This window comes from Pseudomonas parafulva NBRC 16636 = DSM 17004 (genome assembly GCF_000730645.1).
Lineage (GTDB): Bacteria > Pseudomonadota > Gammaproteobacteria > Pseudomonadales > Pseudomonadaceae > Aquipseudomonas > Aquipseudomonas parafulva.
The window spans coordinates 69,520-92,897 of record NZ_BBIU01000039.1; the positions used below are offsets into that span (position 1 = coordinate 69,520).

The following is a 23,378-nucleotide window of genomic DNA, read 5'->3' on the forward strand; positions in this document are numbered from 1 at the left end:
TCAGCTACCCACGTAACTGGCGCAGCACTTCTTGAACTTCTGCCCGCTGGCGCAGGGGCAGGGGTCGTTGCGCCCGGCCTTCAGGCCCACCGTGGGATCGATGAAGTACCAGCGGCCGTCGTGCTGAACGAAGGCGGAGCATTCACGGTGCTGGTGGTCGCCGGCCTGGTCGTGCCAGCGCGCGGTGAAGGTGACGAATGCGTGTTCGGGTTGGCCACCCAGCACCTCGGCACTTTCCACTTCCAGCCCCAGCCAGGTGCTTTGTGCGCTCCAGGCTGCCATGGCCGCACGGTCCAGCCCGGCCTGCTGGGCGGGCAGTGTGGTGGCCACCAGGTACTCGACCAGGCCCAGCACATAAGCGCTATAGCGCGAGCGCATCAGCGCCTGGGCATCCGGTGCCGGCGTGCCAGCATGGTAATGACCGCAGCAGGCATCAAGCAGGTTGCCACTGCCGCATGGGCAGACCGAAACACTCATTATCACCACCAGTACTTGCCGAAATTTTCAGGGTTGGCCCAGAACCGTGCATTGAGCCAGTCCGGTACCTGCTTGTAATCGTGTAGATCATAGGTGAACAGGCTCAGCACCTGTTGCTCGCAGCAGAATTTCTCGCTGGCCGACAGGGCCAGGGCGAAGAAGTCGGTATCTTGCCAGCCGCAGGCGGCAAGGTCTGCCAGCACCGCCACACGGCTGGCGTTGAGATTGCGGATGCCGCCCAGCAGTTCCAGCCCGGTTCGCTTGGGCAGGTGCTCCAGGCAATCCACCAGCAGCGCCAGGTCGAAACGCTGGGCGGCCAGTGCGGCAGGCAGTTGGCCGGGCGTGGCCGTGGCCAGGGTGACCTGCGGGTGCGCCTGAAGAAAGGCGTCCAGGGCAGGGAACCGGGTGCCCACCAGCAGCAGGCGTTGCGGGGTAAAGCGCTCGAGCAGTGCGGCCAGGGCCTGTTGCGGCGTACGTTGCGAGAAACCGTCGGTCATTGCCAATCCTCTTTCATGTTGGCCAAGACTAGCGGGCCAGGGCGCGTCGGCAAAGGGCTGCATGCAAGCGCGATGGCCGATTGCTGGCAGGGTTGGCATGCACCGTCTTTACTCCCACAGGTCGGCGTTATGCCGGTTCCCACTAAGGAGAGGCGATGAGATGAGCATAGTACGCACAGCGGTACCCTTGATCCTGCTCACCAGCGTGCTGACGGGTTGCGCAGGGTTGCAGAAGACCGACTGGCCCAAGTGTGCGGCCGTCGGAGGCGTGGGCGGCGCAGCGCTGGGCGCCATCGAAAGCTCCAGCTGGGCTGGCTGGGGGGCACTGCTGGGCGGTGGCCTGGCAGCCGGTTATTGCTGGGCTCATGGTGACGGTGACGAAGACGGTGATGGTGTGCCTGACAGCCGCGACAAGTGCCCAGGCACACCGCGTGGCGTGCAGGTGGACGCCAACGGCTGCCCCCCACCGCCACCGCAGCCTGAGGCGGTGGTGGTGGAAGAGGTGGTGGTGGCTAAGGAAGAGGTCATCGTCATCCGCGATGTGCACTTCGAATTTGATTCTGCGCGCCTGACGCCGGCCGACAAGCAACGCCTCAACACCATCGCCACCCGCCTGAAGCAGGAAGCGCCTTCCGCTCGCCTGAGCGTCAGCGGCCACACCGACAGCGTGGGCAGGGACAGCTACAACCAGAAACTGTCGGAGCGCCGGGCCCATTCGGTGACCGACTACCTGGTTGAAAGCGGCATACCGCGCAGCAGCTTCGTGTCGATCGTGGGGGCCGGTGAGTCGCAGCCGGTTGCGGACAACGCCACTGCCGAAGGGCGTGCCATGAACCGCCGTACCGAAATCAAGATCGAGCGCTAGCCCGTAGGCACCCGTGCCGCGTTCCGTGGCATGGGTGCCCGGTGTCGCGCCTGCTGGCGCGGCATTGGGGGTTGCAGTTAAGGTAGAGCCCTGGCGCGGTCGAGTCAGCCGTCCGGGGCTGACGCTCATCGATGGGGGCAAGGCATGAAGTTCTTCCTGGGCCTGGGCAAGGTCCTCACAATCGCCTTCTGGGGTGTGGTGCTGTTCAATCAGATGGCACCGCAGCCCTTGCCGCTGAACCTCTTGATCAACGCGGCGGGCGGCCTGCTGCTGTGCCTGCACGTGCTTGAGGTCCTCTTTTTCAACGGTAGCCTGCGCGGGCGCAGCCACCGCTGGTTCGACCGCCTGCAAATCCTGTTGACCGGTATATTCCACGTCATGTCCATTCCCCGTGCGCAGGAGACGCCACGAAATGCGTAATCTGATGTTGCTTGCCCTGCTGGCTACCCCCCTGGCGCAGGCCCAGAGCCTGGAGGTGGGCGCCAATTCCATGCTGCGCCTGCCGACCAAATCGGCCAGCGTTCACCTGGACCAGCTACGGGTGGGCGACGGCGCTACCCTGATGTTGCCCGCCACCCTGGCCGAGTTGAAAGTGGACAGGCTGGAGCTCGGGCGTGACGCACGCATCGCCATTGCGCCGTCCGACAGCCCGTTGCTGATCGAGGCTGCCAATGCAAGCCTTGGGGCCGGCAGCGAGTTCAGTGCGCCGGGGGCTGCGGGCAGCTACCAGCGTGCGGCACGTTCTGGCCGTGGCCTGGACCTGAAACTGGCCGAAGTGGAAGCGGAGCAGTTGGCCATCGACGCCCGCGGTGGCGCAGGTGCGCCTGGTTATGCGGGGCTCGATGGTGCCAATGGGCAAGCGGGTGGTTGCACGTGGGGGCAGGCCAGCCGCGGTTTCAACGGCGACGATGGCGGTAACGGGCATGACGGGGCGCCTGGCGGGCGTGTGCGCCTGAGCGTGCCGCAAAGCTTCCCCCAGGAGCGCATTGTGGTGCGGCTCGATGGCGGTGCACCGGGCAAGGCCGGCGACGCGGGCAAGGCGGGCAAAGGCGGTGCCAGCAAAGGTTGCCTGGTCTACCGCACCGCAGCGGGCGCCAGCGGGCGTGCTGGGCAAGCGGGCCAGCCGGGCCTGGCTGGCGCCGCCGGGGAGCTGATCCTGCAGCGGCTGTAACCGGCGCCGGGCTCAGGGCATCAGGCGGGCGCTGGCCACTGCCACCACGGCGAGGCCCAGCAACAGGTTCACGCCCACCATCCGCCTGATCCGCCCCAGCACCGCTGCACCGGCGGCCCAGTCCTGGGCCTGCACAGCGGTTTTGAGCTCCGGCAGCAGCAGGACCTGTATACGCAGAAACAGGGCGAACATGACGATGCCGCCGCCCATCATCGCTTGAATGTAGCGAGGGGCAGTTTCGAAGCCGTTGAAGCGCATGTGCAACATGCCGACACCTGTTATCGCCAAAACCACCACAGCCACCCAGACCCAGCCGAAGAACCGTCGGAAAACTTCCACCCACAGGCGCAGCCGCGCAGGCCCTTCCAGGGCTGCAACCGTTGCAGGGCGCAGCACCAGCCAGGCGAAGAACATGCCGCCGACCCATATCAGGGCAGCCAGAACATGCAATGTGTAGGGCAGGGCAAAGGCGGCCATCCGGATCTCCATGCGGCATAAAGGGCAAGAGCGGGGTATGATAGCCGCCCAATGCGCAACACTGAAAATATATCCAGCCCTCCGGGCGCCTGCAGACCATGATCAGCAACGAACTCAAAGCCACCATCCAGGGCGCCTATACGCGTTTTCTCGAAGCCAAGAGCCTCAAGCCACGCTACGGTCAGCGCCTGATGATCGCCGAAGTGGCCAAGGTCCTCGGCGACATCGCCTGCGACGATGAAGGCCGCCGTGCCGGCGAGCCTGCCGTCGTGGCCGTGGAAGCGGGTACAGGTACCGGCAAAACAGTTGCCTATAGCCTCGCGGCCATTCCGGCAGCCAAGGCGGCCGGCAAGCGCCTGGTCATCGCTACCGCCACCGTGGCGCTGCAGGAGCAGATCGTCTTCAAGGACCTGCCCGACCTCATGCGCAACAGCGGGCTGAACTTCAGCTTCGCCCTGGCCAAGGGGCGTGGTCGCTACCTGTGCCTGTCCAAGCTGGACATCCTGGTGCAAGAGGGCCACGCACAGACATCCCAGGCCCAGTTGCTCGAAGAAGAAGGCTTTCGTATCGACGTTGATGAGCGCAGTCTGAAGCTGTTCAACAGCATGATCGAGAAGCTGGCCGGCAACCGCTGGGATGGCGACCGCGACAGCTGGCCCGAAACCTTGGAAGACGAAGACTGGGCGCGGCTGACCACCGACCACAGCCAGTGCACCGGCCGCCACTGCCCCAATTTCCAGCAGTGCGTCTTCTACAAGGCGCGCGAGGGCATGGGCAAGGTGGATGTCATCGTCACCAACCATGACATGGTCCTGGCCGACCTGGCGCTGGGCGGCGGCGCGGTGCTACCTGCCCCGCGCGACACCCTTTACGTGTTCGACGAAGGCCACCACCTGCCCGATAAGGCCATCGGCCACTTTGCCCATTATTCGCGCCTGCGCTCCACCGCCGACTGGCTGGAACAGACGGCCAAGAACCTGACCAAGCTGCTGGCCCAGCACCCGCTGCCGGGCGATCTGGGCAAGTTGATCGAGCAGGTGCCCGAGCTTGCCCGGGAAATCCGCACCCAGCAGCAGTTCATGTTCACCCTGTGCGAACAGGTTGCCGACTTCCGCCCAGGCGAAGATAACGAAGGGCGCGAGCGCCCGCGTTATCGGTTCCCGGGTGGGGTGGTGCCGGAGCAGATCCGTGAGGTGGGGGTGGAGCTGAAAAAGGGCTTCAGCCGCCTCAACGACCTGTTCACTCGCCTGACTGACCTGCTCAAGGAAGGCATGGGGGGGGAGGTGAGCATCGGCATTGCCAGTCACCAGGCCGAAGAGTGGTACCCGCTGTTCGGCAGCCTGCAAACCCGGGCCCAGGGCAACTGGGAACTGTGGACGGCGTTCACCGCCGAAGATCCGGAGGACAGCCCGCCGATGGCGCGCTGGCTGACCCTGGCCGAAACCGGTGCGCTGTTCGATATCGAGGTCAACGCCAGCCCCATCCTGGCGGCCGAGATGCTGCGCCGCAACCTGTGGAACGTCGCCCATGGCGCACTGGTCACTTCGGCGACGCTGACTGCGCTGGGCAAGTTCGACCGCTTCCGCATGCGTTCCGGGTTGCCACGCGACGCCGTCAGTTGCGTGGTGCCCAGCCCGTTCGTGCATGGCGATGCCGGCCTGCTGCGGGTGCCGGACCTCAAGGCCGACCCCCGGGATGCCGCGGCCCACACCGCCGCCATCATCCGTGAACTGCCCAACATCGTCGAAGACGCGCGCGGCGCGCTGGTGCTGTTCTCTTCCCGCAAACAGATGCAGGACGTGTTCGATGGCCTGGACCGGGACTGGCGCAAGCTGGTGCTCATCCAGGGCAACCTGTCCAAGCAGGAAACCCTCAACAAGCACAAGGCGCGGGTCGACGACGGCCAGCACAGCGTGCTATTCGGCCTGGCCAGCTTCGCCGAAGGGGTGGACTTGCCGGGCGCCTATTGCGAGCACGTGGTTATTGCCAAGATCCCGTTCGCTGTACCGGATGACCCGGTCGAGGCTGCCCTGGCGGAGTGGATCGAGGCCCGTGGCGGCAACCCGTTCATGGAAATCGCCGTACCCGATGCGTCTTTGCGCCTGATCCAGGCCTGCGGCCGGTTGCTGCGCACTGAACAGGACCGCGGCATCATCACCTTGCTTGACCGGCGCCTGGTTACCCAGCGCTATGGCAAGGCTATTCTCAATGCGCTGCCGCCGTTCAGGCGGGAGATTTGCTGACAGCTGGAGCACTTGCGCCGGCACGTTGTCCATTTACTCAGTCGTGGGCCATGAGGGCCCTGAAGGAGAGCCCCATCCCTATGGTCCGCCGCACCCTGCCTGCTGTTTTCGCCCTGTTGTTCAGTTCGCCTTTACTGGCGGGGCAGCAGACGCTGTTCAGTTTCGTGCGCCCGGCCTCGGTGGTGAATGTTGCGACGGTGGACGCCGGCCTGCCGCAGTACAACGCCGAGCAGACGGCGGGCGGTGAGGTGTTGCGGCGGGTGGTATTCAACCCGGCCGAGCGGCCGACCCTGCGCTTGAGCCCGCAGAGCGGCGTGTGGGACTGGTCCGCCGGGCGCTGGCTGACGTTGCGCCTGCAAAGTGGCATGGATTGGGCGCTGACTGTGGATGTGACCGTGCAGGGCAGCGATGGCCGTACGCTCACGAGCAGGGTTGACCTGCCCGCAGGGCCTGCGCAAACCGTGATGGTGCCGCTGGCCGCCAGCTCGCCATCGAGCCAGGGTATGCGCGCCGGCCCGCCCATGCCGTGGAGCTTTGGCGGCCAGCGCCTGCTGCTGGCCAGCAGTGCTGGCGCACTCGACCTCAAGCAGGTGGCGTCGGTCAGCCTGAGCATTCCCGGCCCCAAGGTGGCCCAGAGCCTGTTGATCGAGCGCGTCGGCATTCAGGATGACGACCAGGCGTATCAGGCAGCCTACCGTGACCTGATCGACAGCTATGGGCAGTCCACCCGCGCCAACTGGCCAGAAAAGGTCGCCAACGACGACCAGCTCAAGGCAGCCGATGGCCGTGAACAGCAGCAGTTGAAGGCCTGGCTGGCAGAGCGTGGCAAGCAGCCACTGGATGATTTCGGCGGGCTGATGGCGGGGCAGGCGTTTGAGGCCAAAGGTTTTTTCCGCACTGAAAAACGCGATGGGCGCTGGTACCTGGTAACGCCGCAAGGCCACCCGTTCTATTCGCTGGGCGTCAACGCCGTGGCTGCGGACGGCGGGCGAACCTATGTGCAGGGCCGTGAGGGCATGTTCAAGGGCTTGCCTGAGGCCGGCAGCATGCTTGCCGCCTTCTATGGCGAAGGCAACAACGACGATGGCAATGCATCTTCAGCGGGGCGCAATTTCAAGAAAGGGCGCTGGTTCGACTTTTACGCGGCCAACCTGCAACGCACTTATGGCAAGCCGTGCCCGCCCACCGGGCCTGAGCAACCGGCCAACTGCCCACCCGCCGCACGGGATGCTGCCCGCTGGCAGGGCCATGCACTGGACCGGCTCCAGGCATGGGGCTTCAACACCCTGGGCAACTGGAGCGACCCGGCGTTGATCGAGGCCGAGCGCATGCCTTATACCCTGCCGCTGTCGATCGTTGGGGATTACGCCAGCATCAGCACCGGCATGGACTGGTGGGGCAGCATGCCGGACCCGTTCGACCCCCGTTTCGCCATGGCCACCGAGCGTGCGGTCGCCATCGCTGCCCGGGATCACCGCGACGACCCTTGGCTGGTCGGCTACTTCGCCGACAACGAGCTGGCCTGGGCAGCCCCCGGCGCCGACCCCAAAGCACGCTATGGGCTGGCCTACGGCACCTTGCGCCTGACCACCGACGTGCCGGCCAAGCGTGCGTTTCTCAAGCAGTTGCGCGACAAGTACCGCAACCAGGAGGGCCTGTCCAAGGCATGGGGCATTGAGTTGAGCGCCTGGGAACTGATGGAAGACCCGGGTTTCGAGGGGCCGTTGCCCAGCCCGGAGCACCCGGAAATCGAGCGTGACTACCAGTACTTCCAGCAGGTATTTGCCGAAACCTACTTCAAGACCATTTCCGACTCGTTGAAATGGCACGCGCCCAACCACCTGTTGCTGGGCGGCCGTTTTGCGGTGAGTACACCCGAGGCGGTGAAAGCCTGTGCCGAGTTCTGCGACGTGCTCAGCTTCAATTTCTATACGCTCCAGCCGCAGGATGGTTACGACTTCGCCCGCCTGGCCGAGCTGGACAAGCCGGTACTGGTGTCGGAATTCCAGTTCGGCTCGCGTGATCGCGGCCCATTCTGGCCAGGCCCGCTGGAGGTGGTACGCGAAGAGGACCGCGGGCCCGCCTACGGTCGTTTCCTCAAGGCCGCCCTCAGCCAGCCGATGATCGTGGGCGCACACTGGTTCCAGTACCTGGACCAGCCCGCCAGCGGGCGGCTGCTTGATGGTGAAAACGGTCATCTGGGGTTGGTCGCCATTACCGACGTGGCCTACGCGGGCTTCGTCGAGGCGGCGCGCAGGAGCAACCTGGAGGCCTTGGCTCAGTTGCGTGGGCACCTGGAGAAACCCAAGGCGCAGTGACCGGTTTGCAAAACGCCCAACTACTGAAACAATGCACGCCATTTTCGCGATGTGCCGTACGGAGAACAGCGGGTGCAGATCCAGGGTCACTATGAACTGAAGTTCGAAGCGGTGCGCGAGGCGTTCGCCGCCCTGTTCGACGACCCCCAGGAGCGGGGCGCCGCGCTGTGCATCCAGGTGGGTGGCGAGACGGTCGTGGACCTGTGGGCGGGCACTGCCGACCGGGACGGGCAGCAGGCCTGGCACAGCGACACCATCGCCAACCTGTTTTCATGCACCAAGGCCTTCACCGCTGTCACGGCCTTGCAGTTGGTGGGCGAGGGCAAGCTCGACCTGGATGCACCGGTCGCCCATTACTGGCCTGAATTTGCCCAGGCTGGCAAGCAGGCGATTACCCTGCGCCAATTGCTCAGCCACCGGGCCGGGCTGCCTGCTATCCGTGAGGTGCTGCCTGCCGAGGCGCTGTACGACTGGCAGGCCATGGTCGATGTGCTGGCCAGAGAGGAGCCCTGGTGGGTGCCGGGTACCGAGCATGGCTATGCGGCCATTACCTACGGGTGGCTGATCGGTGAACTGATCCGCCGCGCAGACGGGCGCGCACCGGGTGATTCGATCGTGGCGCGCACGGCTCGCCCCCTGGGCCTGGATTTCCATGTTGGCCTGGATGACCAGGAATTCGAGCGGGTGGCCCACATCGCCCGAGGCAAGGGCAACCCGGGCGACGAAGCGGCGCAGCGGCTGCTGCAGGTAACCCTGCGCGAACCCCACGCGTTGTCGACCCGCGCCTTTACCAACCCCCCGGCCATCCTTACCAGTACCAACAAGCCGGAATGGCGGCGCATGCAGCAGCCGGCCGCCAACGGCCACGGTAACGCACGAAGCCTTGCCGGGTTCTATGCAGGCTTGCTGGACGGCAGCCTGCTGGAGTCCGAGTTGCTTGACGAGCTTACCCGCCAGCACAGCCTGGGCCAGGACCGCACCCTGCTGACCCAGACGCGCTTTGGCCTGGGCTGCATGCTCGATCAGCCCCAGGTGGCCAACGCCACCTTCGGCCTGGGTGCCCGCGCCTTTGGCCACCCGGGTGCCGGCGGCTCGGTGGGGTTTGCCGACCCTGAACATGATGTAGCCTTCGGGTTCGTCGTCAACACCCTGGGGCCCTATGTGTTGATGGACCCGCGGGCGCAGAAACTGGTGCGGGTACTTGCGCAATGCCTTTGATCGGGTAATGCGAGTATTGCCCAGGCTCTTTGACTATCCTCAATGCCAATGCCTGAAGAGTGTGGGCAAAATTTCTTTCTAATTCATGGTGTATCGCTGATGTCTTCACATAAAACCTTAGCACTCGCCCTGTGCCTGGCCGCTGTTACCGGCTGCGCCAGCCAATCCCAGGGCACCGCCAAAAGTGCCAGTTCGAGCTGGTGGCCGTTCGGTTCGGACAAGGTCGCCGACCAGGAAGTGAAGCAGGCGGTCACCGAGAATGTGGCCAAGGCTGACGCCAAGTCCAGCAGCGGCAGCCGTTGGTGGTGGCCGTTTGGCAACGAAGAAAAACAGGCAGAGGGCCCGGTGGTGCCGAAGATCGACCAGAAGGCCACCCAGGCTTGGCTGGACGAGTACGAGCCCAAACTGCGCGAGGCGATCAAGGACAGCAAGCTGGAACTGGAGCGGCGCGACAACGTGCTGGCTGTGACGCTCCCGGTGGACGGCTCCTACAACCCGGACCGCCCGAACATGCTGCTGCCCATGACCCTGGGGCCGATCACCCGCGTGGCCAAGACGGTGGAAGGTGACCCCAAGACGGCCGTACTGGTCCTGGGCCATGCCGATACCAGCGGTGTGCCAGTAGCCAACCAGAAGCTCAGCCTGGAACGCGCTGCTTCCGTGTCTGCCATCTTCCGCCTCAGCGGGTTGCAGCGTGATCGGTTGATCCTCAAGGGCATGGGTTCGGTGATGCCGCGTGCCGCCAACGACAGTGCAGAAGGCCGCGCCCTCAACCGCCGTGTGGAAATGCTGCTTACCCCGCAAAACACCATGGTCGCACTGCTGACCAAATATCAGCAGGCAACCCCGGCACCGGCGCCGGCGTCCATGGTCGCGGCGCAGGATGCCAAGGCCCCGGTTAGCAAGGCGGCCGATAGCAAGCCTGCGGCCAAGAGCGCAACCAAGGCCGCGGCCAAGAAGCCAGCAGCCAAGGCCAAGGCGTCTGCCAAAGCACCCGCCAAGAAAAAAGCCGCCCCGGCCAAGCCGGTGGCCAAAAAAGCTACCACCGACAAGAAAGTAGCTGCCAACAGCCCTGCGAAGACCAACTGATCGTCAAGGAACGCAGCAATGACCCAAACCCTGGCCGATATGCGCCGCGACTACACCCGTGATGGCCTGGCCGAGGCCCAGGCCCCGGCGGAGCCTTTTGCCTTGTTTCACCACTGGTTCGGCGATGCGGTAAAGACCGAACAGGCGCCTGTCGAGGCCAATGCCATGACCCTGGCCACGGTGGACGGTGAGGGGCGCCCGCATTGCCGCGTGTTGCTGTTGAAAGGGCTGGACGAGCGCGGTTTTACCTTCTTCACCAACTACGACAGTGCGAAGGGGCAGCAACTGCGGCAAAACCCCTTTGCCGCGATGACCTTCTTCTGGCCGGCGCTGGAGCGCCAGGTGCGTATCGAAGGCCGGGTCGAGAAGGTAACGGCCAAGGAGTCCGACGACTATTACCAGGTGCGCCCCCTGGGCAGTCGCCTGGGCGCCTGGGCCTCGCCTCAGAGCCAGGTCATTGCTGGCCGTGAGGCTCTGGAGGCCCTGGTCAAGGCCACCGAAGCGCGCTTTTCCGACACCCAGCCCCATTGCCCGGAACACTGGGGCGGGTACCGTCTTCTGCCGGAGCGAATCGAGTTCTGGCAAGGGCGTGCAAGCCGATTGCACGACCGCTTGAACTACCGCAGTGTCGACGGGCAATGGCTGCGGGAGCGCCTGGCCCCCTGATGCCCAGGGCTGCATGGCGGCCCCTCGTCAGCTCAGCCGGGGTAGGCGGCCGCCTCACGTTGCAGCCACCCGGCCAGCTGCTTGCGCTTCACCTTCTCCACGCGTGCCTGCTGCAACCTTTGCAGCATGTACGCCTGCTTTTGCGGGTCCGTGCCGGCCAGCGACAACGCCAGGTCGCGGTCCATCCAGCGGCGCATGCGCACGTACAACCACCCATGGAAATACAGCCCCGCAACGGTGGCGACCACGACGATGAAGTAATCCATGGCTATCCTTGGTCTGAATTGAATGGCTGCATGCAGCAGCGCGTCTGTACGCCAGCTGAATGAAAACAATTTTATGACGTTTGCGTCGTGACAGCCGTCAACGTGCAGCGTCTAATGAACACCTGACCTCTGGAGATTGTACCCATGCGTAAATCCGCTTTGCTGTTGGCGACCTTTACCACCATGTCGTTGCTGCTGGGTGGCTGTGCCTCAAGCCTGAGCGGTGACAGCTATTCGCGCGACGAAGCCCGCCGTGTTCAAACCGTGCGTATGGGCACCATCGAATCGCTGCGCCCCGTCAAGATAGAAGGCACCAAGACCCCAATCGGCGGCGGCGCCGGCGCGGTTGTCGGTGGCCTGGCCGGCAGCGCCGTGGGCGGTGGGCGCGGCAGTATCGTAGCGGCCGTTATCGGTGCTGTGGCGGGTGGCCTTGCTGGCTCTGCCGCTGAAGAAGGCATCACGCGCACCCAGGGTGTCGAAATCACCGTGCGCGAAGACGACGGCAGCATGCGTGCCTATGTACAGGCCGTGCAGGAAAACGAAATCTTCCGTGTGGGTGACCGGGTACGCATCATGACCGTTGATGGCACCAGCCGCGTATCCCACTGACGAGCGGCACGTAATAAAAACCCCGAACTGGCATGAGCCAGTTGGGGTTTTTTTGTGCCTGCTAGAGGGCAGCCGCGCGCGAAACCTTGTTAGAGGCCAAGCATATCCCGGGCAACTGCCTCGGCAATACGAATCCCGTCGACGCCTGCCGACAGAATACCGCCTGCGTAACCTGCGCCTTCACCTGCTGGGAACAGCCCCTTCATGTTCAGGCTCTGGAAGCGTTCGTCACGGGTGATGCGCAGCGGTGACGAGGTCCGCGTCTCGATGCCGGTGAGCACGGCGTCGTGCAGGTTGTAGCCTTTGATCTGCCGGTCGAACGCCGGCAACGCCTCGCGGATAGCTTCGATGGCGAACGCTGGCAGGCTGGGGGCAAGGTCGCCCAATGTGACACCCGGCTTATAGGACGGCTCTACGCTGCCCAGCGCGGTCGATGGGCGGCCTGCGACGAAGTCACCCACCAACTGCGCCGGGGCCTGGTAGTTGCTGCCGCCCATCACGTAGGCGTGGGCTTCCAGGCGCTCCTGCAGTTCGATACCGGCCAGGGGGCCGCCCGGGTAATCGCGCTCGGGGTCGATGCCCACGACGATACCCGAGTTGGCATTGCGCTCGTTACGCGAGTACTGGCTCATGCCGTTGGTGACCACGCGGCCCGGTTCGCTGGTGGCCGCTACCACGGTGCCGCCCGGGCACATGCAGAAGCTGTAGACAGAACGGCCATTCTTGGCGTGGTACACCAGCTTGTAGTCGGCTGCGCCCAGCTTCGGGTGGCCGGCATACTTGCCCAACCGAGCCTTGTCGATCAGGGTTTGCGGGTGCTCGATACGAAAGCCTACCGAGAACGGCTTGGCTTCCATGAACACGCCCTTGGCGTGCAGCATGCGGAACGTGTCGCGCGCACTGTGGCCCAGTGCCAGAACGACATGGCGGGCGTGCAGCTGCTCACCGCTTTCCAGTACCACGCCGGTCAGCTGGTCGCCTTCGCTAAGCAGGTCGGTGACCTTCTGTTCGAAGCGTACTTCGGCACCCAGCGCGATCATTTCCTGACGCATCTGCTCGACCATGCCGGTGAGCCGGAACGTGCCGATGTGGGGCTTGTTGATGTACAGGATCTCGTCCGGTGCACCGGCTTTGACGAACTCTTCCAGCACCTTGCGGCCGTGGTGCTGCGGGTCTTTGATCTGGCTGTACAGCTTGCCGTCGGAGAACGTACCGGCGCCGCCTTCGCCGAATTGCACGTTGGACTCCGGGTTGAGCACACTTTTACGCCAAAGGCCCCAGGTGTCCTTGGTGCGCTGGCGCACTTCCTTGCCACGCTCGAGAATGATCGGCTTGAAGCCCATCTGTGCCAGCAGCAGGCCCGCGAAAATGCCGCAGGGGCCAAACCCGACCACGATTGGGCGTTGCGGCAGGTTGGCCGGCGCCTGGCCCACGTACTTGTAGGTGACGTCGGGTGCGACAGTGATGTTGCGATCGTCAGCGAACCTGGCCAGCAGTTCGTCTTCGTTGCTGGCGTGCAGGTCGATGGTGTAGATGAACAGCAGCTCGCTGTTCTTCTTGCGTGCATCGTAGCTGCGTTTGAACAGGTTGAAGCTGAGCAACTGCGCGTCGGCAATGCCCAGGCGCTGGACAATGGCCTCGCGCAGCGCTTCGTCGGGGTGGTCCAGGGGCAGCTTCAGTTCGGTGATTCGTAGCATGGCAGGGTCCAGTATCCCGGCCATTGGGCGGCCGGCGGCTTAACACAAACCGCCAAGTATAAGCTGTTAGCCGCCCTGACTGGCAGGTTTAAAGCACCCGGTCATCAGTCGTCGCGCGCGCCGCCATAGTAACCGCAGCCTTGCAGGGTGGTGCCATCGACACGCAGTTCGGCCCGCAGATGGTTGACGGTGCCGGTGGCCGGGTCTACGCAGCGCTGTGGCGCAACCCACAGTTCTACCTGTTGCCCATTGGCCTCGCTGGTCAGGGTCAGGCCGCCGCCGGGTACCTGTTCTTCCAGAAAGGGCAAGGGCAGGGGGGGCTGGCCGGCTCGGTTCAGCACCATGCCACGGCCGCTGGCCTTAAGGTCCCAGTCAGGTGTGTGCCCGCTGGCGCGCAAGGTGAGTTGCTTGAAATTCGGGTCTGCACAGGCGCCGGCAGTGGACTCCACTCGGTACAGGCGTCGTACATCCAGTTGGCCATCGGTATTGGCCTGCTTGCTGCCGGTCAGGCGCCCCCGCACGTCGGCGAACAACGTGTCGTTGGCGCTTTTGGCCAGGTTGGCGGCTTCTTGCAGGATGCCGGTAGCCGCGGCATCGTTGACGATGAACGAACGGCTTTCGTTGCACGGCTTGAACAGCAGGTGGCCGCCAGCGGCGCGCAGTTCACCTTGCATGCGGGTAGTGCCTACATTGGGGTCGGCAGGGGCTTCACCCATGAGTTGGCAGCCGGCGAACAGGGGCAGCAGTGCCGTGATGAGCAGGGTGGGGGTGAGGCGCATGGGGGCGGGCTCCGCAGAATCGTGGCCAAAGAGCCGGTCACGTTACCCAGGCTGGTGGTGGATCTCAAGTTAATGGTTGGGTGTCAGGGGATTGGGGGCCGCAGCGCAGCCCCCAACGGTCACTCAACCGCCCAGGTAGGCATCGCGCACTTTCGGGTCGGTCAACAGGCCTTCGCCGGTGCCTTGCATCACCACCCGGCCGTTTTCCAGCACATAGGCGCGGTCAGCGATCTTCAGCGCCTGGTTGGCGTTCTGCTCCACCAGGAACACGGTGACGCCATCGCGGCGCAACTGTTCGATGATGTCGAAAATCTGCTGGATGATGATCGGTGCCAGGCCCAGCGAGGGTTCGTCCAGCAACAACAGCTTGGGCTTGCTCATCAAGGCCCTGCCGATGGCCAGCATCTGCTGCTCGCCACCTGACATGGTGCCACCGCGCTGGGTGTAGCGTTCTTTCAGGCGCGGAAACAGCTGCAGCACCTTGTCCAGTTGCGCCTGGTAGTCGCCCTTGTCGGTGAAAAAGCCGCCCATCGCCAGGTTTTCCTCGACAGTCAGGCGCGCGAATACGCGGCGGCCTTCCGGCACCACCGCAATGCTCTTGCGCATGATCTGCGAAGAGGGCTGACCCACCAGTTCCTCTCCCAGGTACTTGATGCTGCCGCTGTGCGCCTGGGGCGAGCCGCAGAGGGTCATCAGCAGGGTCGACTTGCCGGCGCCGTTGGCGCCGATCAAGGTCACGATTTCGCCCTGGTTAATCTCTACGTTCACGCTGTGCAGGGCCTGGATCTTGCCGTAGAAGGTGGAGACGTTTTCAAACTTCAGCATTTACGCTTCCCCCAGGTAGGCTTTGATCACTTCAGGGTTGTCGCGGATTTCCTGGGGGGTGCCGTGGGCCAGCGGGGTGCCCTGGTTGATCACCACGATATGGTCGGAAATGCTCATCACCAGCTTCATGTCGTGCTCGATCAACAGCACGGTCACGTTGTGCGACTCGCGCAGGTAGGCGATCAGCGCTTTGAGGTCTTCGGTTTCCTTAGGGTTGAGCCCTGCGGCCGGTTCGTCGAGCATGATGATGCGCGGGCGGGTCATCATGCAGCGGGCGATTTCCAGGCGGCGTTGCTGGCCATAGGCGAGGGTGCCGGCGGTACGGTTGGCGAACTCGGTCAGGTTGACCTTCTCCAGCCAGTACTGCGCGCGCTCCATCGCTTCCTTTTCGCTGCGGCGGAAGCCCGGCGTTTTGAACAACCCCGCAAAAAAGTTGGTGTTCAAGTGCCGGTGCTGGGCAATCAGCAGGTTTTCCAGCGCGGTCATTTCCTTGAACAGGCGCACGTTCTGGAACGTGCGCACCACGCCCCTGCGGGCGATCTGGTGACCGGCAAGGCCCTGGATCGGCTGGCCGTCGAGCAGGATGCTACCGCCACTGGGCCGGTAGAAACCGGTGAGGCAGTTGAATACCGTGGTCTTGCCGGCACCGTTCGGGCCGATCAGCGCCACCACTTGTTTTTCCTTGACGGTCAGGGCTACGCCGTTCACCGCCAACAAGCCGCCGAAGCGCATGCTCAGGCCGCTGACTTGCAGAATTTCGCGGCTCATCGACGCAGCTCCATGTGGGGGCGTTGCATCGGCAACAAGCCTTGCGGACGCCAGATCATCATCAACACCATCAGGGCACCGAACATCAGCATGCGGTACTCACTGAACTCACGCATCAGCTCGGGCAGCAGGATCATCACGATGGCCGCCAGGATCACACCCAGTTGCGAGCCCATGCCGCCCAGCACCACGATGGCGAGGATGATCGCCGACTCGATGAAGGTGAAGGATTCCGGGGTGACCAGGCCTTGGCGGGCGGCGAAGAAGCTGCCGGCAAAGCCCGCGAAGCAGGCGCCCAGGGTGAAGGCCGAGAGTTTGATCACGGTTGGGTTGAGCCCCAGTGCGCGGCAGGCAATCTCGTCTTCGCGCAGCGCTTCCCACGCACGGCCGATGGGCATGCGCAGCAGGCGGTTGATGACGAACAGTGCCAGCAATGCAAGCAACAGCGCCACCAGGTACAGGAAAATCACCTTGTTGATGGAGTTGTATTGCAACCCGAAGAATTCGTGGAAGGTCTGCATGCCTTCAGCCGCGCGGCGTTCGAAGGTCAAACCGAAGAATTCGGGTTTGGGGATGTTGCTGATGCCGTTGGGGCCGCCTGTCCAGTCGGTGAGGTTACGCAGGAACAGGCGGATGATCTCGCCAAAGCCCAGGGTCACGATCGCCAGGTAGTCACCGCGCAGGCGCAGCACCGGGAAACCGAGCAGGAAACCGAACGTGGCGGCCATCAGGCCGGCGATCGGCAGGCATACCCAGAAGCCCCAGCCCATGTAGTGCGACAGCATGGCATAGGTGTAGGCGCCTACGGCGTAGAAGCCGACATAGCCCAGGTCGAGCAGCCCGGCAAGGCCAACCACGATGTTCAGGCCCAGGCCCAGCAACACGTAGATGAGGATGAGCGTGGCGATGTCCACCGCACCGCGGGAGCCGAAGAAGGGCCACACCAGCGCAGCCACGATCAGGCCCATGATCACCCAGCGTTGGGTCTTGGGCAGCGTCAGGTAGTTGCTCACGGCCGGCGGGATCAGCTTGCGATCCGAGCGGCGGCCCATCACCGAGCTCCACTGCTTGTCGAACAGCACCCGTAGGAACATCAGCACCGAACACACGGCAATGATGGTGAGAGTGAACGAGCCCTGGCTGTGCACGGCCAGGCTGATGCCGTCGATGCTCAGTTTCAGGCCCAGTACCGGGAAGGCCACGGCCCACACCAGCAAGGCGCTGAAGAACGCCTGTTTGAGATTTCTGCTCATACTTTTTCAACCTCCGGGCGGCCCAGAATGCCGGTCGGCCGGAACAACAGGACAAGAACCAACAGGCCGAACGCAACCACGTCCTTGTACTGGTCGCCGAAGATGTCGGCGCCGAACGCTTCGGCCACACCCAGCACCAGCCCACCGAGCATGGCGCCCGGAATGCTGCCGATGCCGCCCAGTACCGCTGCCGTGAAGGCCTTCAGGCCCACCAGGAAACCGGCGTTGGGGTTGATCACCCCATACTGCATGCTCAGCAGTACAGCCGCCACGGCGGCCAGGGCGGCGCCAATGACGAAGGTGAGGGCGATGATGTTGTTGGTGTTGATGCCCAGCAAGTTGGCCATCTTGATGTCCTCGGCACAGGCGCGGCAGGCACGGCCCAGGCGGGAACGGGAGATGAACAGGGTCAGGCAGGTCATGGCCACGAGGGTAACCACGAACACCAGGATTTGCATGTAGGACACCAGGACTTCTTCCGCGCCCCCTGGCCCGAACGAGAAGCTGCCGGGGATCAGGTTGGGGATGGACTTGTCCTTGGAGTCTTGCGAAAGCAACACGGTGTTCTGCAGGAAAATCGACATACCGATGGCAGAAATCAGCGGGATCAGCCGGTTGCTGTTGCGCAATGGGCGATAGGCAACCCGTTCGATGCTGTAGCCATAGGCACTGGTGACGCAGATCGTCGCGACGAAGGCCACGGTCATCAGGATCGGCAGCGAATGGATACCCATCATGGCCAGGCCCGCCAGGGCCATGAAGGCCACGTAGGAACCAATCATGTAAACCTCGCCGTGGGCGAAGTTGATCATGCCAATGATGCCGTACACCATCGTGTAGCCGATGGCGATCAAGGCGTAGGTGCTGCCGATGGTCAATCCATTAACCAGTTGTTGGAAGAAATGGTAGATCTCAGGCATTACAGCGCTCCTAAAAACCTGATTTGCATTTCGCTGGCCGGGGTATGGCCAGGAAACCGCGGGTGACGGTTTTAAGATTTTCAGGTGAGCCCGCCCCCGGATCGCGGGGGCGGGCCCATGAACCTCGTAAAACAAAGCCCACTGCTCGCACAGTGGGCTTCTACGGTCAGCTATTAGTCACGCGTGTTACTGAGGGGAGACTTCGGTCTTCGGCTTGCCGAAGTGCCATTCGTAGACCACGAACTTGAAGTCTTTGAGGTCGCCTTTGGCGTCGTAGGACAGCTCGCCAGTCGGGGTCTTGAAGGTGCCGGCGTGGATGGCGGCTGCCACCTTGTCGGTATCTTCGGAGCCGGCTTTCTTGATGCCCTGGGCGATCAGCTCAACTGCGGAGTAGGACGGGAACACGAACGGGCCGCTTGGGTCCTTGCCGTCAGCCTTGATGGCGTCGACGATCTTCTTGTTCTCCGGGTCGGCATCGAAAGACTTCGGCAGGGTGACCAGCAGGCCTTCGGAGGCATTCTGGGCGATCTGCGAGATGGAGTCGTTGCCCACGCCTTCCGGGCCCATGAACTTGGCTTTCAGGCCTTTTTCCTGCGCCTGGCGCAGAATCAGGCCCAGCTCTGGGTGGTAGCCGCCGTAGTAGACGAAGTCGACGTTGTTCTGCTTGAGCTTCTGGATGATGGACGAGAAGTCCTTGTCACCGGCGTTCAGGCCCTCGAACACGGCAACTTTGACGCCTTTGCCTTCCAGGGTTTGCTTGACCGCAGTGGCGATGCCTTCACCGTATTGCTGTTTGTCGTGCAGCACGGCCACGACCTTGGGCTTGACATGGTCAGCGATGTAGTTGCCTGCCGCTGGGCCCTGAGCGCTGTCCAGGCCGATGGTGCGGAAAATCATCTTGTAACCGCGAGCGGTAATTTCCGGCGACGTTGCGGCCGGGGTGATCATGATGATGCCTTCGTCTTCATAAACGTCGGAGGCTGGCTGGGTGGAGCTGGAGCACAGGTGGCCGATGACGAACTTGACACCATCGTTAACCACACGGTTGGCGACCGCCACGGCCTGTTTAGGGTCGCACGCATCGTCGTATTCCTTGGCTTCTAGCATCTTGCCGTCGACACCGCCTGCAGCGTTGATGTCCTTGATGGCCTGCTTGGCGCCGATGAACTGCATGTCGCCGTACTGGGTCACAGGGCCGGTCTTGGGCCCGGCGATCCCGATCTTGATGGTATCGGCGGCAAACGAATGGCTGGCTACCCCGGCCAGAACCATTGCGGCGAACAGCTTGGAAATCTTGATCATAGTGCTCCACTCATTCTGTTGTAATTCTTATAGTCCTGGCGGCCAGGGCTACAGACCGGGCGGGATTTGCGGCGCGGTCATGCCAACGCGCAAGCCCACCTTCCCCGGAACATGTCCCGGAACTGTACCGGTACAGTGTAGAGCGCTGCCCGAACGCTTGAAAAGCGGTCGAAAAGTGCCTATTTCGCGGGTTGTCGCTTGGTTGACACAAAAGTACAGAAAGGCGCCATTAAAAAGCCTGATTCTGCAGCCAGGCCCCACCAATGCGGGGCCAATCGACCAAATTGCATATTTGAAACCGGGTTTTTCTGCAAAAATGCCGGCCTTTGTTATTGGCTATTTTTGCGGATACCACCCATGACGGATGAAACAAGCACCCTCTATGCCAAATTGCTGGGTGAGACGGCAATCATTGAGTGGAAAGCACTGGAGCGCTTCTGGGCCAAGGGTGACCTGATTTGGGTCGACCCTACTCTCGACCTGATCACTGTGGCCCAAGCGATGGCTGAAAACCGCAGCGATCTGTTCGCCAAATGGCGCAGTGATGGCACTGTGGGGCCAGTCTCTGCCGACCAGGCGCTTCACCTGCAAACCCGCGACCCAGAGATCTGGGCGGTGGTGGTGTCGCCGTTCATCGTGATACAGGTCAAAGGCGCAGCGTAGGCGTGATCGTTTTTGGTGCGCGCAAATTCGCAGTCGCACCGTTGCAGTGCTCGTTTATGCTCAAGGTGGGTAGAGGTAAGTAACAATTCGGCGTGGCGGTAACAGTTTACGGCATGCGTAAAGCGGCGGTGGCTGGCCCGGCATTGGGCATTCGAGATAGGCTGCCGAGATGTAAGCCACTGCCAGGAGTCATGATGAGCACTGATCTTCCCTCGTTGGCCTTTGCGGGTATCGGTTTGATGGGGTTGCCCATGTGCCGGCGCCTGCTGGCTGCCGGGTACCCGTTGACGGTGTGGAACCGCAGCCCCGACAAGTGCGACGCACTGGTCGCCGCCGGGGCACGGCGCGCCGCCAGCCCTGCCGAACTGAGCCGTGATGCCGACATGGTACTGCTGTGCCTGGCGGACACCGCGGTGGTACGCGAGGTGGTGTTTGGCGAGGCCGGTATTGCGCTGGGCGGGCGCAGTGGCCAGTTGCTGATCGACCTGTCCAGCCTGGAACCCGGTGCCACGCGTGAGATGGCTGCCGAGCTGGCAGCGCTGTGCGGCATGGCCTGGTTGGATGCCCCCGTATCCGGCGGCACCCCTGGTGCCGAAGCCGGTACGTTGGCGATCATGGTGGGCGGTGACGTGCACGACCTGCACCGCGCCCAGCCGGTGCTGCAGGTATTGGGGCAGCGGGTCACGCATATGGGCGCAGTGGGGGCTGGGCAGGTCACCAAGGCCTGCAACCAGATGATCGTGGCCTGCAACGCCCTGGTGATTGCCGAGGTAATTGCTCTGGCTGAACGTTCAGGTGTTGATACCCGGTTATTGGCTGAAGCACTGGCGGGTGGTTTCGCCGACTCCAAGCCGCTGCAGATACTCGCCCCGCAGATGGCATCGAGCACCTACCAACCGATCAAATGGCACGTTCGCACATTGCTCAAGGACCTGGACAACGCGGTGAAGCTGTCCCGCGAGCAGGGCGCTGCAACCCCGATCAGTGGCCTCGCCGCGCAGTTGATGCGCCTGCACGCAAGCCAGGGTTTTCTGGACCAGGATCCGTCGACCTTGGTGGAGCAGTACCGGAGCAAGCCGTAAGGGTCACCGCCGGTGGGCGCAGGCGTAGCAGCAGCGGGCGCAGCTCGGCCAGTGCAGCGGGCCGGCCGAGCAGGTAACCCTGCAGGCAGTCACAGCCGTGATCCTGTAGAAACGCCTGTTGTTCGGCCTTTTCCACCCCCTCGCTTACCACCTGCAGGTGCAGGGTGTGGGCCATCGCGATGATCGCCTGGACGATCTGGCAATCTTTGAGGCTGTGCGGTACGTCTTGCAGGAACGTTCGGTCGATCTTCAGCACATCCAGTGGCAGGCGCTTGAGGTAAGCCAATGACGAGTAGCCGGTGCCGAAGTCGTCAATGGAAAGCGTCACGCCCAGTGCGCGTATGCACTTGAGCACGTTGACGGTGCGCTGCATGTCGCCCATCAGGGCGTTTTCGGTCACTTCCAGCTCGAGCAGTGTGGCAGCAAGGCCCGTTTCGGCCAGCACCCGCTCCACCTCATTGGGCAGGGCATCGTGGCTGAGGGTCACGGCCGAGCAGTTGACCGTGACCTTGAAGCCACCAACCCCCTGGCGCTGCAGCAGGGCAAGGTCGGTGCAGGCGCGGCGCAGTACCCACAGGTCCAGGTCGATGATCAGGCCGTTGGTTTCGGCAATGCCGATGAAACGGTCAGGCCCCAGCCACCCGTGTTGCGGGTGTTGCCAGCGAACCAGGGCTTCAAGTTTGGCCACCAGGCCAGTACGGGCATCAAAAATGGGTTGGTAGTGCACAGTCAGCCCGTGCTCTTCGAGCAACGCCAGGCGCAGTTCCTCTTCCAGCTGCAGCGCGAGGGTGGCCTGGGTCTTGAGGCTGTCGTCGAAAAAATGCCAGCCGTTGCGGCCATTGGCCTTGCACTGGTAAAGGGCCAGGTCGGCATTTTTCATCAGTTCTTCGGCGCTGGTGCCATCGTCTGGAAACAGGCTGATGCCAATGCTGGTGGTCATCACCATGCGCCGGCCACCGAGGTCAATGGGGTCCTTCATGCGCTGCAGGATACGCTGTGCCAGGTGTTGTGCCTCCTCGCGCCCGCTCAGGCTGGTGACCACGCAGAACTCGTCGCCCCCCAGGCGCGCGACCAGGTCCTGGCTACGGGTGGCGGCCTTGATGTGGCTGGCGATCACGGTCAGCAACCGGTCGCCGGCCGGGTGACCTAAGCTGTCATTGATACGTTTGAAATGGTCGACATCCAGGCACATGACCGCCATGCGGCCTTCGCAAGCCTGATGCTCGGCAAGGCGCTCGCCAAAGACCTGGTTGAAGCCTCGTCGGTTGACCAAGCTGGTCAGTGCGTCGTAGTGCGCAGCCTGTTGCAGGGAGGCTCGGGCCTGGTCCAGTTGGCCAAGTAGCACACTGACCCGGCGCAGGTCATGCTCCTTGCTCTGCAGCTTTTTGTCAGCCAGCGCCGCACTGATGCTGGCGCCGCTGATCAGCAGGGTAATGAAGCCCACGCCCAGCCCCAGTTGCAGGCTGTTGTCAGCAGACGGCAGGCGGATTGCCATGTCCGTTGGGATCACCAGTGTCATGGCCGACATGGCGGTGAAATGGGTGGCAACGATGCCCCCCGCCATCACCAGGCTGGCAGCGTATTTCATTGACTGGTGCAGCCTGCCGCTGCCTTTGCGGAAGTAGCGGGCCAGCCACAAGGCCGACAGGCTTGTGAACAATGCGATCACGGCGCATACCAGCAGCAAGTCGGTGCGGTAATACTGAACAGCGCCGGTTTGCATGGCCGCCATGCCTACAAAATGCATGATCACGATGCCCAGGCCGATCAGGGCTGCGCTTTGCAGGTAGTGCCGGGTGTGCATTTGGTGCCGGCCAAAGCTGTACATCGCCCAGCAGGCAACTATCAGCGCAATCAGCAACGAAAGCGCGGTGAGGGTCACGTCGTAATGAACTTCCAGCGGCACCTGGAAGGCAAGCATGCTGATGAAGTGCATGGCCCAGATGCCGCCTGCCAGGCAACAGGCGCCCAGTAACGCCCAACGTCGATAGGCTGCGGTGTTTTCGCTGCTGCACTGGCGTTCGGCCATGTCCAGGGTGGCAAAGCAGCCGGCCCAGGCCACCAGGTAAGCCAGTAGCACCAGAACGGGTTCGTGTCGGCAGTCCATCACCACATGGCCAGTGGCGGGAAGGTCAGCGAACAGTCTTAGCTCAATCCACTCCATGGAACGCCCCGTTATCGTGTATCCGCACG

The 23,378-nt window shown here is 63.3% G+C and carries 23 protein-coding genes; 11 read left to right on the forward strand and 12 right to left on the reverse strand.

Features of this window, described 5'->3' with window-relative positions:
• Both PPA02S_RS20255 and PPA02S_RS20260 read right to left on the reverse strand, forming a co-directional pair.
• Positions 1 to 477 (reverse strand): YchJ family protein, encoded by a 477-nt coding sequence (locus tag PPA02S_RS20255; RefSeq protein ID WP_028633222.1) that lies wholly within the window; start codon positions 475 to 477, stop codon positions 1 to 3.
• A gap of 2 nt (positions 478 to 479) precedes the next feature.
• The gene (locus PPA02S_RS20260) at positions 480 to 974 is read right to left on the reverse strand and encodes a DUF6231 family protein (protein ID WP_028633221.1); all 495 of its coding nucleotides are present in this window, start codon (positions 972 to 974) and stop codon (positions 480 to 482) included.
• A gap of 160 nt (positions 975 to 1,134) precedes the next feature.
• Here PPA02S_RS20260 and PPA02S_RS20265 point away from each other — a divergent pair, with 160 nt between their 5' ends.
• From PPA02S_RS20265 to PPA02S_RS20275, 3 genes are all read left to right on the forward strand, one after another.
• On the forward strand, positions 1,135 to 1,839 hold the full coding sequence (locus PPA02S_RS20265) for a PA1041 family peptidoglycan-binding anchor lipoprotein (RefSeq protein ID WP_028633220.1): 705 nt from the start codon (positions 1,135 to 1,137) through the stop codon (positions 1,837 to 1,839).
• 144 nt (positions 1,840 to 1,983) lie between these two features.
• Positions 1,984 to 2,259, forward strand: a complete 276-nt coding sequence (locus PPA02S_RS20270; protein WP_028633219.1) for a DUF1145 domain-containing protein — start codon at positions 1,984 to 1,986, stop codon at positions 2,257 to 2,259.
• Entirely contained in the window at positions 2,252 to 3,010 is a 759-nt protein-coding gene (locus tag PPA02S_RS20275; RefSeq protein ID WP_028633218.1) for a hypothetical protein, read from the forward strand. The genes PPA02S_RS20270 and PPA02S_RS20275 overlap by 8 nt, the downstream gene beginning before the upstream one ends.
• Before the next feature lie 12 nt (positions 3,011 to 3,022).
• Here PPA02S_RS20275 and PPA02S_RS20280 read toward each other — a convergent pair whose 3' ends face one another.
• Positions 3,023 to 3,487, reverse strand: coding sequence for a CopD family protein (locus PPA02S_RS20280; RefSeq protein ID WP_028633217.1), 465 nt, complete (start codon positions 3,485 to 3,487; stop codon positions 3,023 to 3,025).
• 98 nt (positions 3,488 to 3,585) lie between these two features.
• Between PPA02S_RS20280 and dinG the strand changes: the two genes are divergently transcribed.
• The 5 genes from dinG (at position 3,586) to pdxH (ending at position 11,021) form a co-directional block, all read left to right on the forward strand.
• Positions 3,586 to 5,730: an ATP-dependent DNA helicase DinG gene (gene dinG / locus PPA02S_RS20285; protein ID WP_028633216.1), complete on the forward strand. Its 2,145-nt coding sequence runs from the start codon at positions 3,586 to 3,588 to the stop codon at positions 5,728 to 5,730.
• 80 nt (positions 5,731 to 5,810) lie between these two features.
• Positions 5,811 to 8,048, forward strand: coding sequence for a beta-galactosidase (locus tag PPA02S_RS20290; protein WP_028633215.1), 2,238 nt, complete (start codon positions 5,811 to 5,813; stop codon positions 8,046 to 8,048).
• A 72-nt stretch (positions 8,049 to 8,120) separates the two neighbouring features.
• Positions 8,121 to 9,266: an EstA family serine hydrolase gene (locus tag PPA02S_RS20295; protein ID WP_028633214.1), complete on the forward strand. Its 1,146-nt coding sequence runs from the start codon at positions 8,121 to 8,123 to the stop codon at positions 9,264 to 9,266.
• 99 nt (positions 9,267 to 9,365) lie between these two features.
• Positions 9,366 to 10,355: an OmpA family protein gene (locus PPA02S_RS20300; protein ID WP_028633213.1), complete on the forward strand. Its 990-nt coding sequence runs from the start codon at positions 9,366 to 9,368 to the stop codon at positions 10,353 to 10,355.
• A gap of 18 nt (positions 10,356 to 10,373) precedes the next feature.
• The gene (gene pdxH / locus PPA02S_RS20305; protein WP_028633212.1) at positions 10,374 to 11,021 is read left to right on the forward strand and encodes a pyridoxamine 5'-phosphate oxidase; all 648 of its coding nucleotides are present in this window, start codon (positions 10,374 to 10,376) and stop codon (positions 11,019 to 11,021) included.
• 32 nt (positions 11,022 to 11,053) lie between these two features.
• Here pdxH and PPA02S_RS20310 read toward each other — a convergent pair whose 3' ends face one another.
• Positions 11,054 to 11,287 (reverse strand): hypothetical protein, encoded by a 234-nt coding sequence (locus PPA02S_RS20310; RefSeq protein ID WP_028633211.1) that lies wholly within the window; start codon positions 11,285 to 11,287, stop codon positions 11,054 to 11,056.
• Positions 11,288 to 11,431: 144 nt separating this feature from the next.
• On the opposite strand from PPA02S_RS20310, the gene PPA02S_RS20315 reads away from it, so the two are divergent.
• The gene (locus PPA02S_RS20315) at positions 11,432 to 11,896 is read left to right on the forward strand and encodes an outer membrane lipoprotein (RefSeq protein WP_028633210.1); all 465 of its coding nucleotides are present in this window, start codon (positions 11,432 to 11,434) and stop codon (positions 11,894 to 11,896) included.
• An 89-nt stretch (positions 11,897 to 11,985) separates the two neighbouring features.
• On the opposite strand, the gene PPA02S_RS20320 is transcribed toward PPA02S_RS20315, so the two are convergent.
• From PPA02S_RS20320 to PPA02S_RS20350, 7 genes are all read right to left on the reverse strand, one after another.
• On the reverse strand, positions 11,986 to 13,593 hold the full coding sequence (locus PPA02S_RS20320) for an NAD(P)/FAD-dependent oxidoreductase (RefSeq protein ID WP_028633209.1): 1,608 nt from the start codon (positions 13,591 to 13,593) through the stop codon (positions 11,986 to 11,988).
• A 104-nt stretch (positions 13,594 to 13,697) separates the two neighbouring features.
• Complete coding sequence (locus PPA02S_RS20325) at positions 13,698 to 14,372, reverse strand: COG3650 family protein (RefSeq protein WP_028633208.1); 675 nt, start codon at positions 14,370 to 14,372, stop codon at positions 13,698 to 13,700.
• A 123-nt stretch (positions 14,373 to 14,495) separates the two neighbouring features.
• The gene (locus PPA02S_RS20330) at positions 14,496 to 15,197 is read right to left on the reverse strand and encodes an ABC transporter ATP-binding protein (protein WP_028633207.1); all 702 of its coding nucleotides are present in this window, start codon (positions 15,195 to 15,197) and stop codon (positions 14,496 to 14,498) included.
• On the reverse strand, positions 15,198 to 15,965 hold the full coding sequence (livG, locus tag PPA02S_RS20335) for a high-affinity branched-chain amino acid ABC transporter ATP-binding protein LivG (protein ID WP_028633206.1): 768 nt from the start codon (positions 15,963 to 15,965) through the stop codon (positions 15,198 to 15,200).
• Positions 15,962 to 17,218 (reverse strand): high-affinity branched-chain amino acid ABC transporter permease LivM, encoded by a 1,257-nt coding sequence (locus PPA02S_RS20340; protein WP_028633205.1) that lies wholly within the window; start codon positions 17,216 to 17,218, stop codon positions 15,962 to 15,964. The genes livG and PPA02S_RS20340 overlap by 4 nt, the downstream gene beginning before the upstream one ends.
• Positions 17,215 to 18,138: a high-affinity branched-chain amino acid ABC transporter permease LivH gene (livH, locus tag PPA02S_RS20345; protein ID WP_028633204.1), complete on the reverse strand. Its 924-nt coding sequence runs from the start codon at positions 18,136 to 18,138 to the stop codon at positions 17,215 to 17,217. The genes PPA02S_RS20340 and livH overlap by 4 nt, the downstream gene beginning before the upstream one ends.
• 186 nt (positions 18,139 to 18,324) lie before the next feature.
• Complete coding sequence (locus PPA02S_RS20350) at positions 18,325 to 19,440, reverse strand: branched-chain amino acid ABC transporter substrate-binding protein (protein WP_028633203.1); 1,116 nt, start codon at positions 19,438 to 19,440, stop codon at positions 18,325 to 18,327.
• A gap of 357 nt (positions 19,441 to 19,797) precedes the next feature.
• On the opposite strand from PPA02S_RS20350, the gene PPA02S_RS20355 reads away from it, so the two are divergent.
• Positions 19,798 to 20,103 (forward strand): DUF2288 domain-containing protein, encoded by a 306-nt coding sequence (locus PPA02S_RS20355; RefSeq protein WP_028633202.1) that lies wholly within the window; start codon positions 19,798 to 19,800, stop codon positions 20,101 to 20,103.
• A gap of 194 nt (positions 20,104 to 20,297) precedes the next feature.
• Entirely contained in the window at positions 20,298 to 21,185 is an 888-nt protein-coding gene (locus PPA02S_RS20360; protein WP_042141857.1) for an NAD(P)-dependent oxidoreductase, read from the forward strand.
• Here PPA02S_RS20360 and PPA02S_RS20365 read toward each other — a convergent pair.
• On the reverse strand, positions 21,085 to 23,349 hold the full coding sequence (locus PPA02S_RS20365) for a putative bifunctional diguanylate cyclase/phosphodiesterase (RefSeq protein ID WP_028633201.1): 2,265 nt from the start codon (positions 23,347 to 23,349) through the stop codon (positions 21,085 to 21,087). The two genes, PPA02S_RS20360 and PPA02S_RS20365, sit on opposite strands and share 101 nt — an antisense overlap.
• Positions 23,350 to 23,378 lie beyond the last annotated feature (29 nt).

Coding starts and splice junctions, on each gene's coding strand:
- PPA02S_RS20255 (WP_028633222.1), bottom strand. CDS start 477: ATGAGTGTTTCGGTCTGCCCATGCGGCAGTGGCAACCTGCTTGATGCC.
- PPA02S_RS20260 (WP_028633221.1), bottom strand. CDS start 974: ATGACCGACGGTTTCTCGCAACGTACGCCGCAACAGGCCCTGGCCGCA.
- PPA02S_RS20265 (WP_028633220.1), top strand. CDS start 1,135: ATGAGCATAGTACGCACAGCGGTACCCTTGATCCTGCTCACCAGCGTG.
- PPA02S_RS20270 (WP_028633219.1), top strand. CDS start 1,984: ATGAAGTTCTTCCTGGGCCTGGGCAAGGTCCTCACAATCGCCTTCTGG.
- PPA02S_RS20275 (WP_028633218.1), top strand. CDS start 2,252: ATGCGTAATCTGATGTTGCTTGCCCTGCTGGCTACCCCCCTGGCGCAG.
- PPA02S_RS20280 (WP_028633217.1), bottom strand. CDS start 3,487: ATGGCCGCCTTTGCCCTGCCCTACACATTGCATGTTCTGGCTGCCCTG.
- dinG (WP_028633216.1), top strand. CDS start 3,586: ATGATCAGCAACGAACTCAAAGCCACCATCCAGGGCGCCTATACGCGT.
- PPA02S_RS20290 (WP_028633215.1), top strand. CDS start 5,811: ATGGTCCGCCGCACCCTGCCTGCTGTTTTCGCCCTGTTGTTCAGTTCG.
- PPA02S_RS20300 (WP_028633213.1), top strand. CDS start 9,366: ATGTCTTCACATAAAACCTTAGCACTCGCCCTGTGCCTGGCCGCTGTT.
- pdxH (WP_028633212.1), top strand. CDS start 10,374: ATGACCCAAACCCTGGCCGATATGCGCCGCGACTACACCCGTGATGGC.
- PPA02S_RS20310 (WP_028633211.1), bottom strand. CDS start 11,287: ATGGATTACTTCATCGTCGTGGTCGCCACCGTTGCGGGGCTGTATTTC.
- PPA02S_RS20315 (WP_028633210.1), top strand. CDS start 11,432: ATGCGTAAATCCGCTTTGCTGTTGGCGACCTTTACCACCATGTCGTTG.
- PPA02S_RS20320 (WP_028633209.1), bottom strand. CDS start 13,593: ATGCTACGAATCACCGAACTGAAGCTGCCCCTGGACCACCCCGACGAA.
- PPA02S_RS20325 (WP_028633208.1), bottom strand. CDS start 14,372: ATGCGCCTCACCCCCACCCTGCTCATCACGGCACTGCTGCCCCTGTTC.
- PPA02S_RS20330 (WP_028633207.1), bottom strand. CDS start 15,197: ATGCTGAAGTTTGAAAACGTCTCCACCTTCTACGGCAAGATCCAGGCC.
- livG (WP_028633206.1), bottom strand. CDS start 15,965: ATGAGCCGCGAAATTCTGCAAGTCAGCGGCCTGAGCATGCGCTTCGGC.
- PPA02S_RS20340 (WP_028633205.1), bottom strand. CDS start 17,218: ATGAGCAGAAATCTCAAACAGGCGTTCTTCAGCGCCTTGCTGGTGTGG.
- livH (WP_028633204.1), bottom strand. CDS start 18,138: ATGCCTGAGATCTACCATTTCTTCCAACAACTGGTTAATGGATTGACC.
- PPA02S_RS20350 (WP_028633203.1), bottom strand. CDS start 19,440: ATGATCAAGATTTCCAAGCTGTTCGCCGCAATGGTTCTGGCCGGGGTA.
- PPA02S_RS20355 (WP_028633202.1), top strand. CDS start 19,798: ATGACGGATGAAACAAGCACCCTCTATGCCAAATTGCTGGGTGAGACG.
- PPA02S_RS20360 (WP_042141857.1), top strand. CDS start 20,298: ATGAGCACTGATCTTCCCTCGTTGGCCTTTGCGGGTATCGGTTTGATG.
- PPA02S_RS20365 (WP_028633201.1), bottom strand. CDS start 23,349: ATGGAGTGGATTGAGCTAAGACTGTTCGCTGACCTTCCCGCCACTGGC.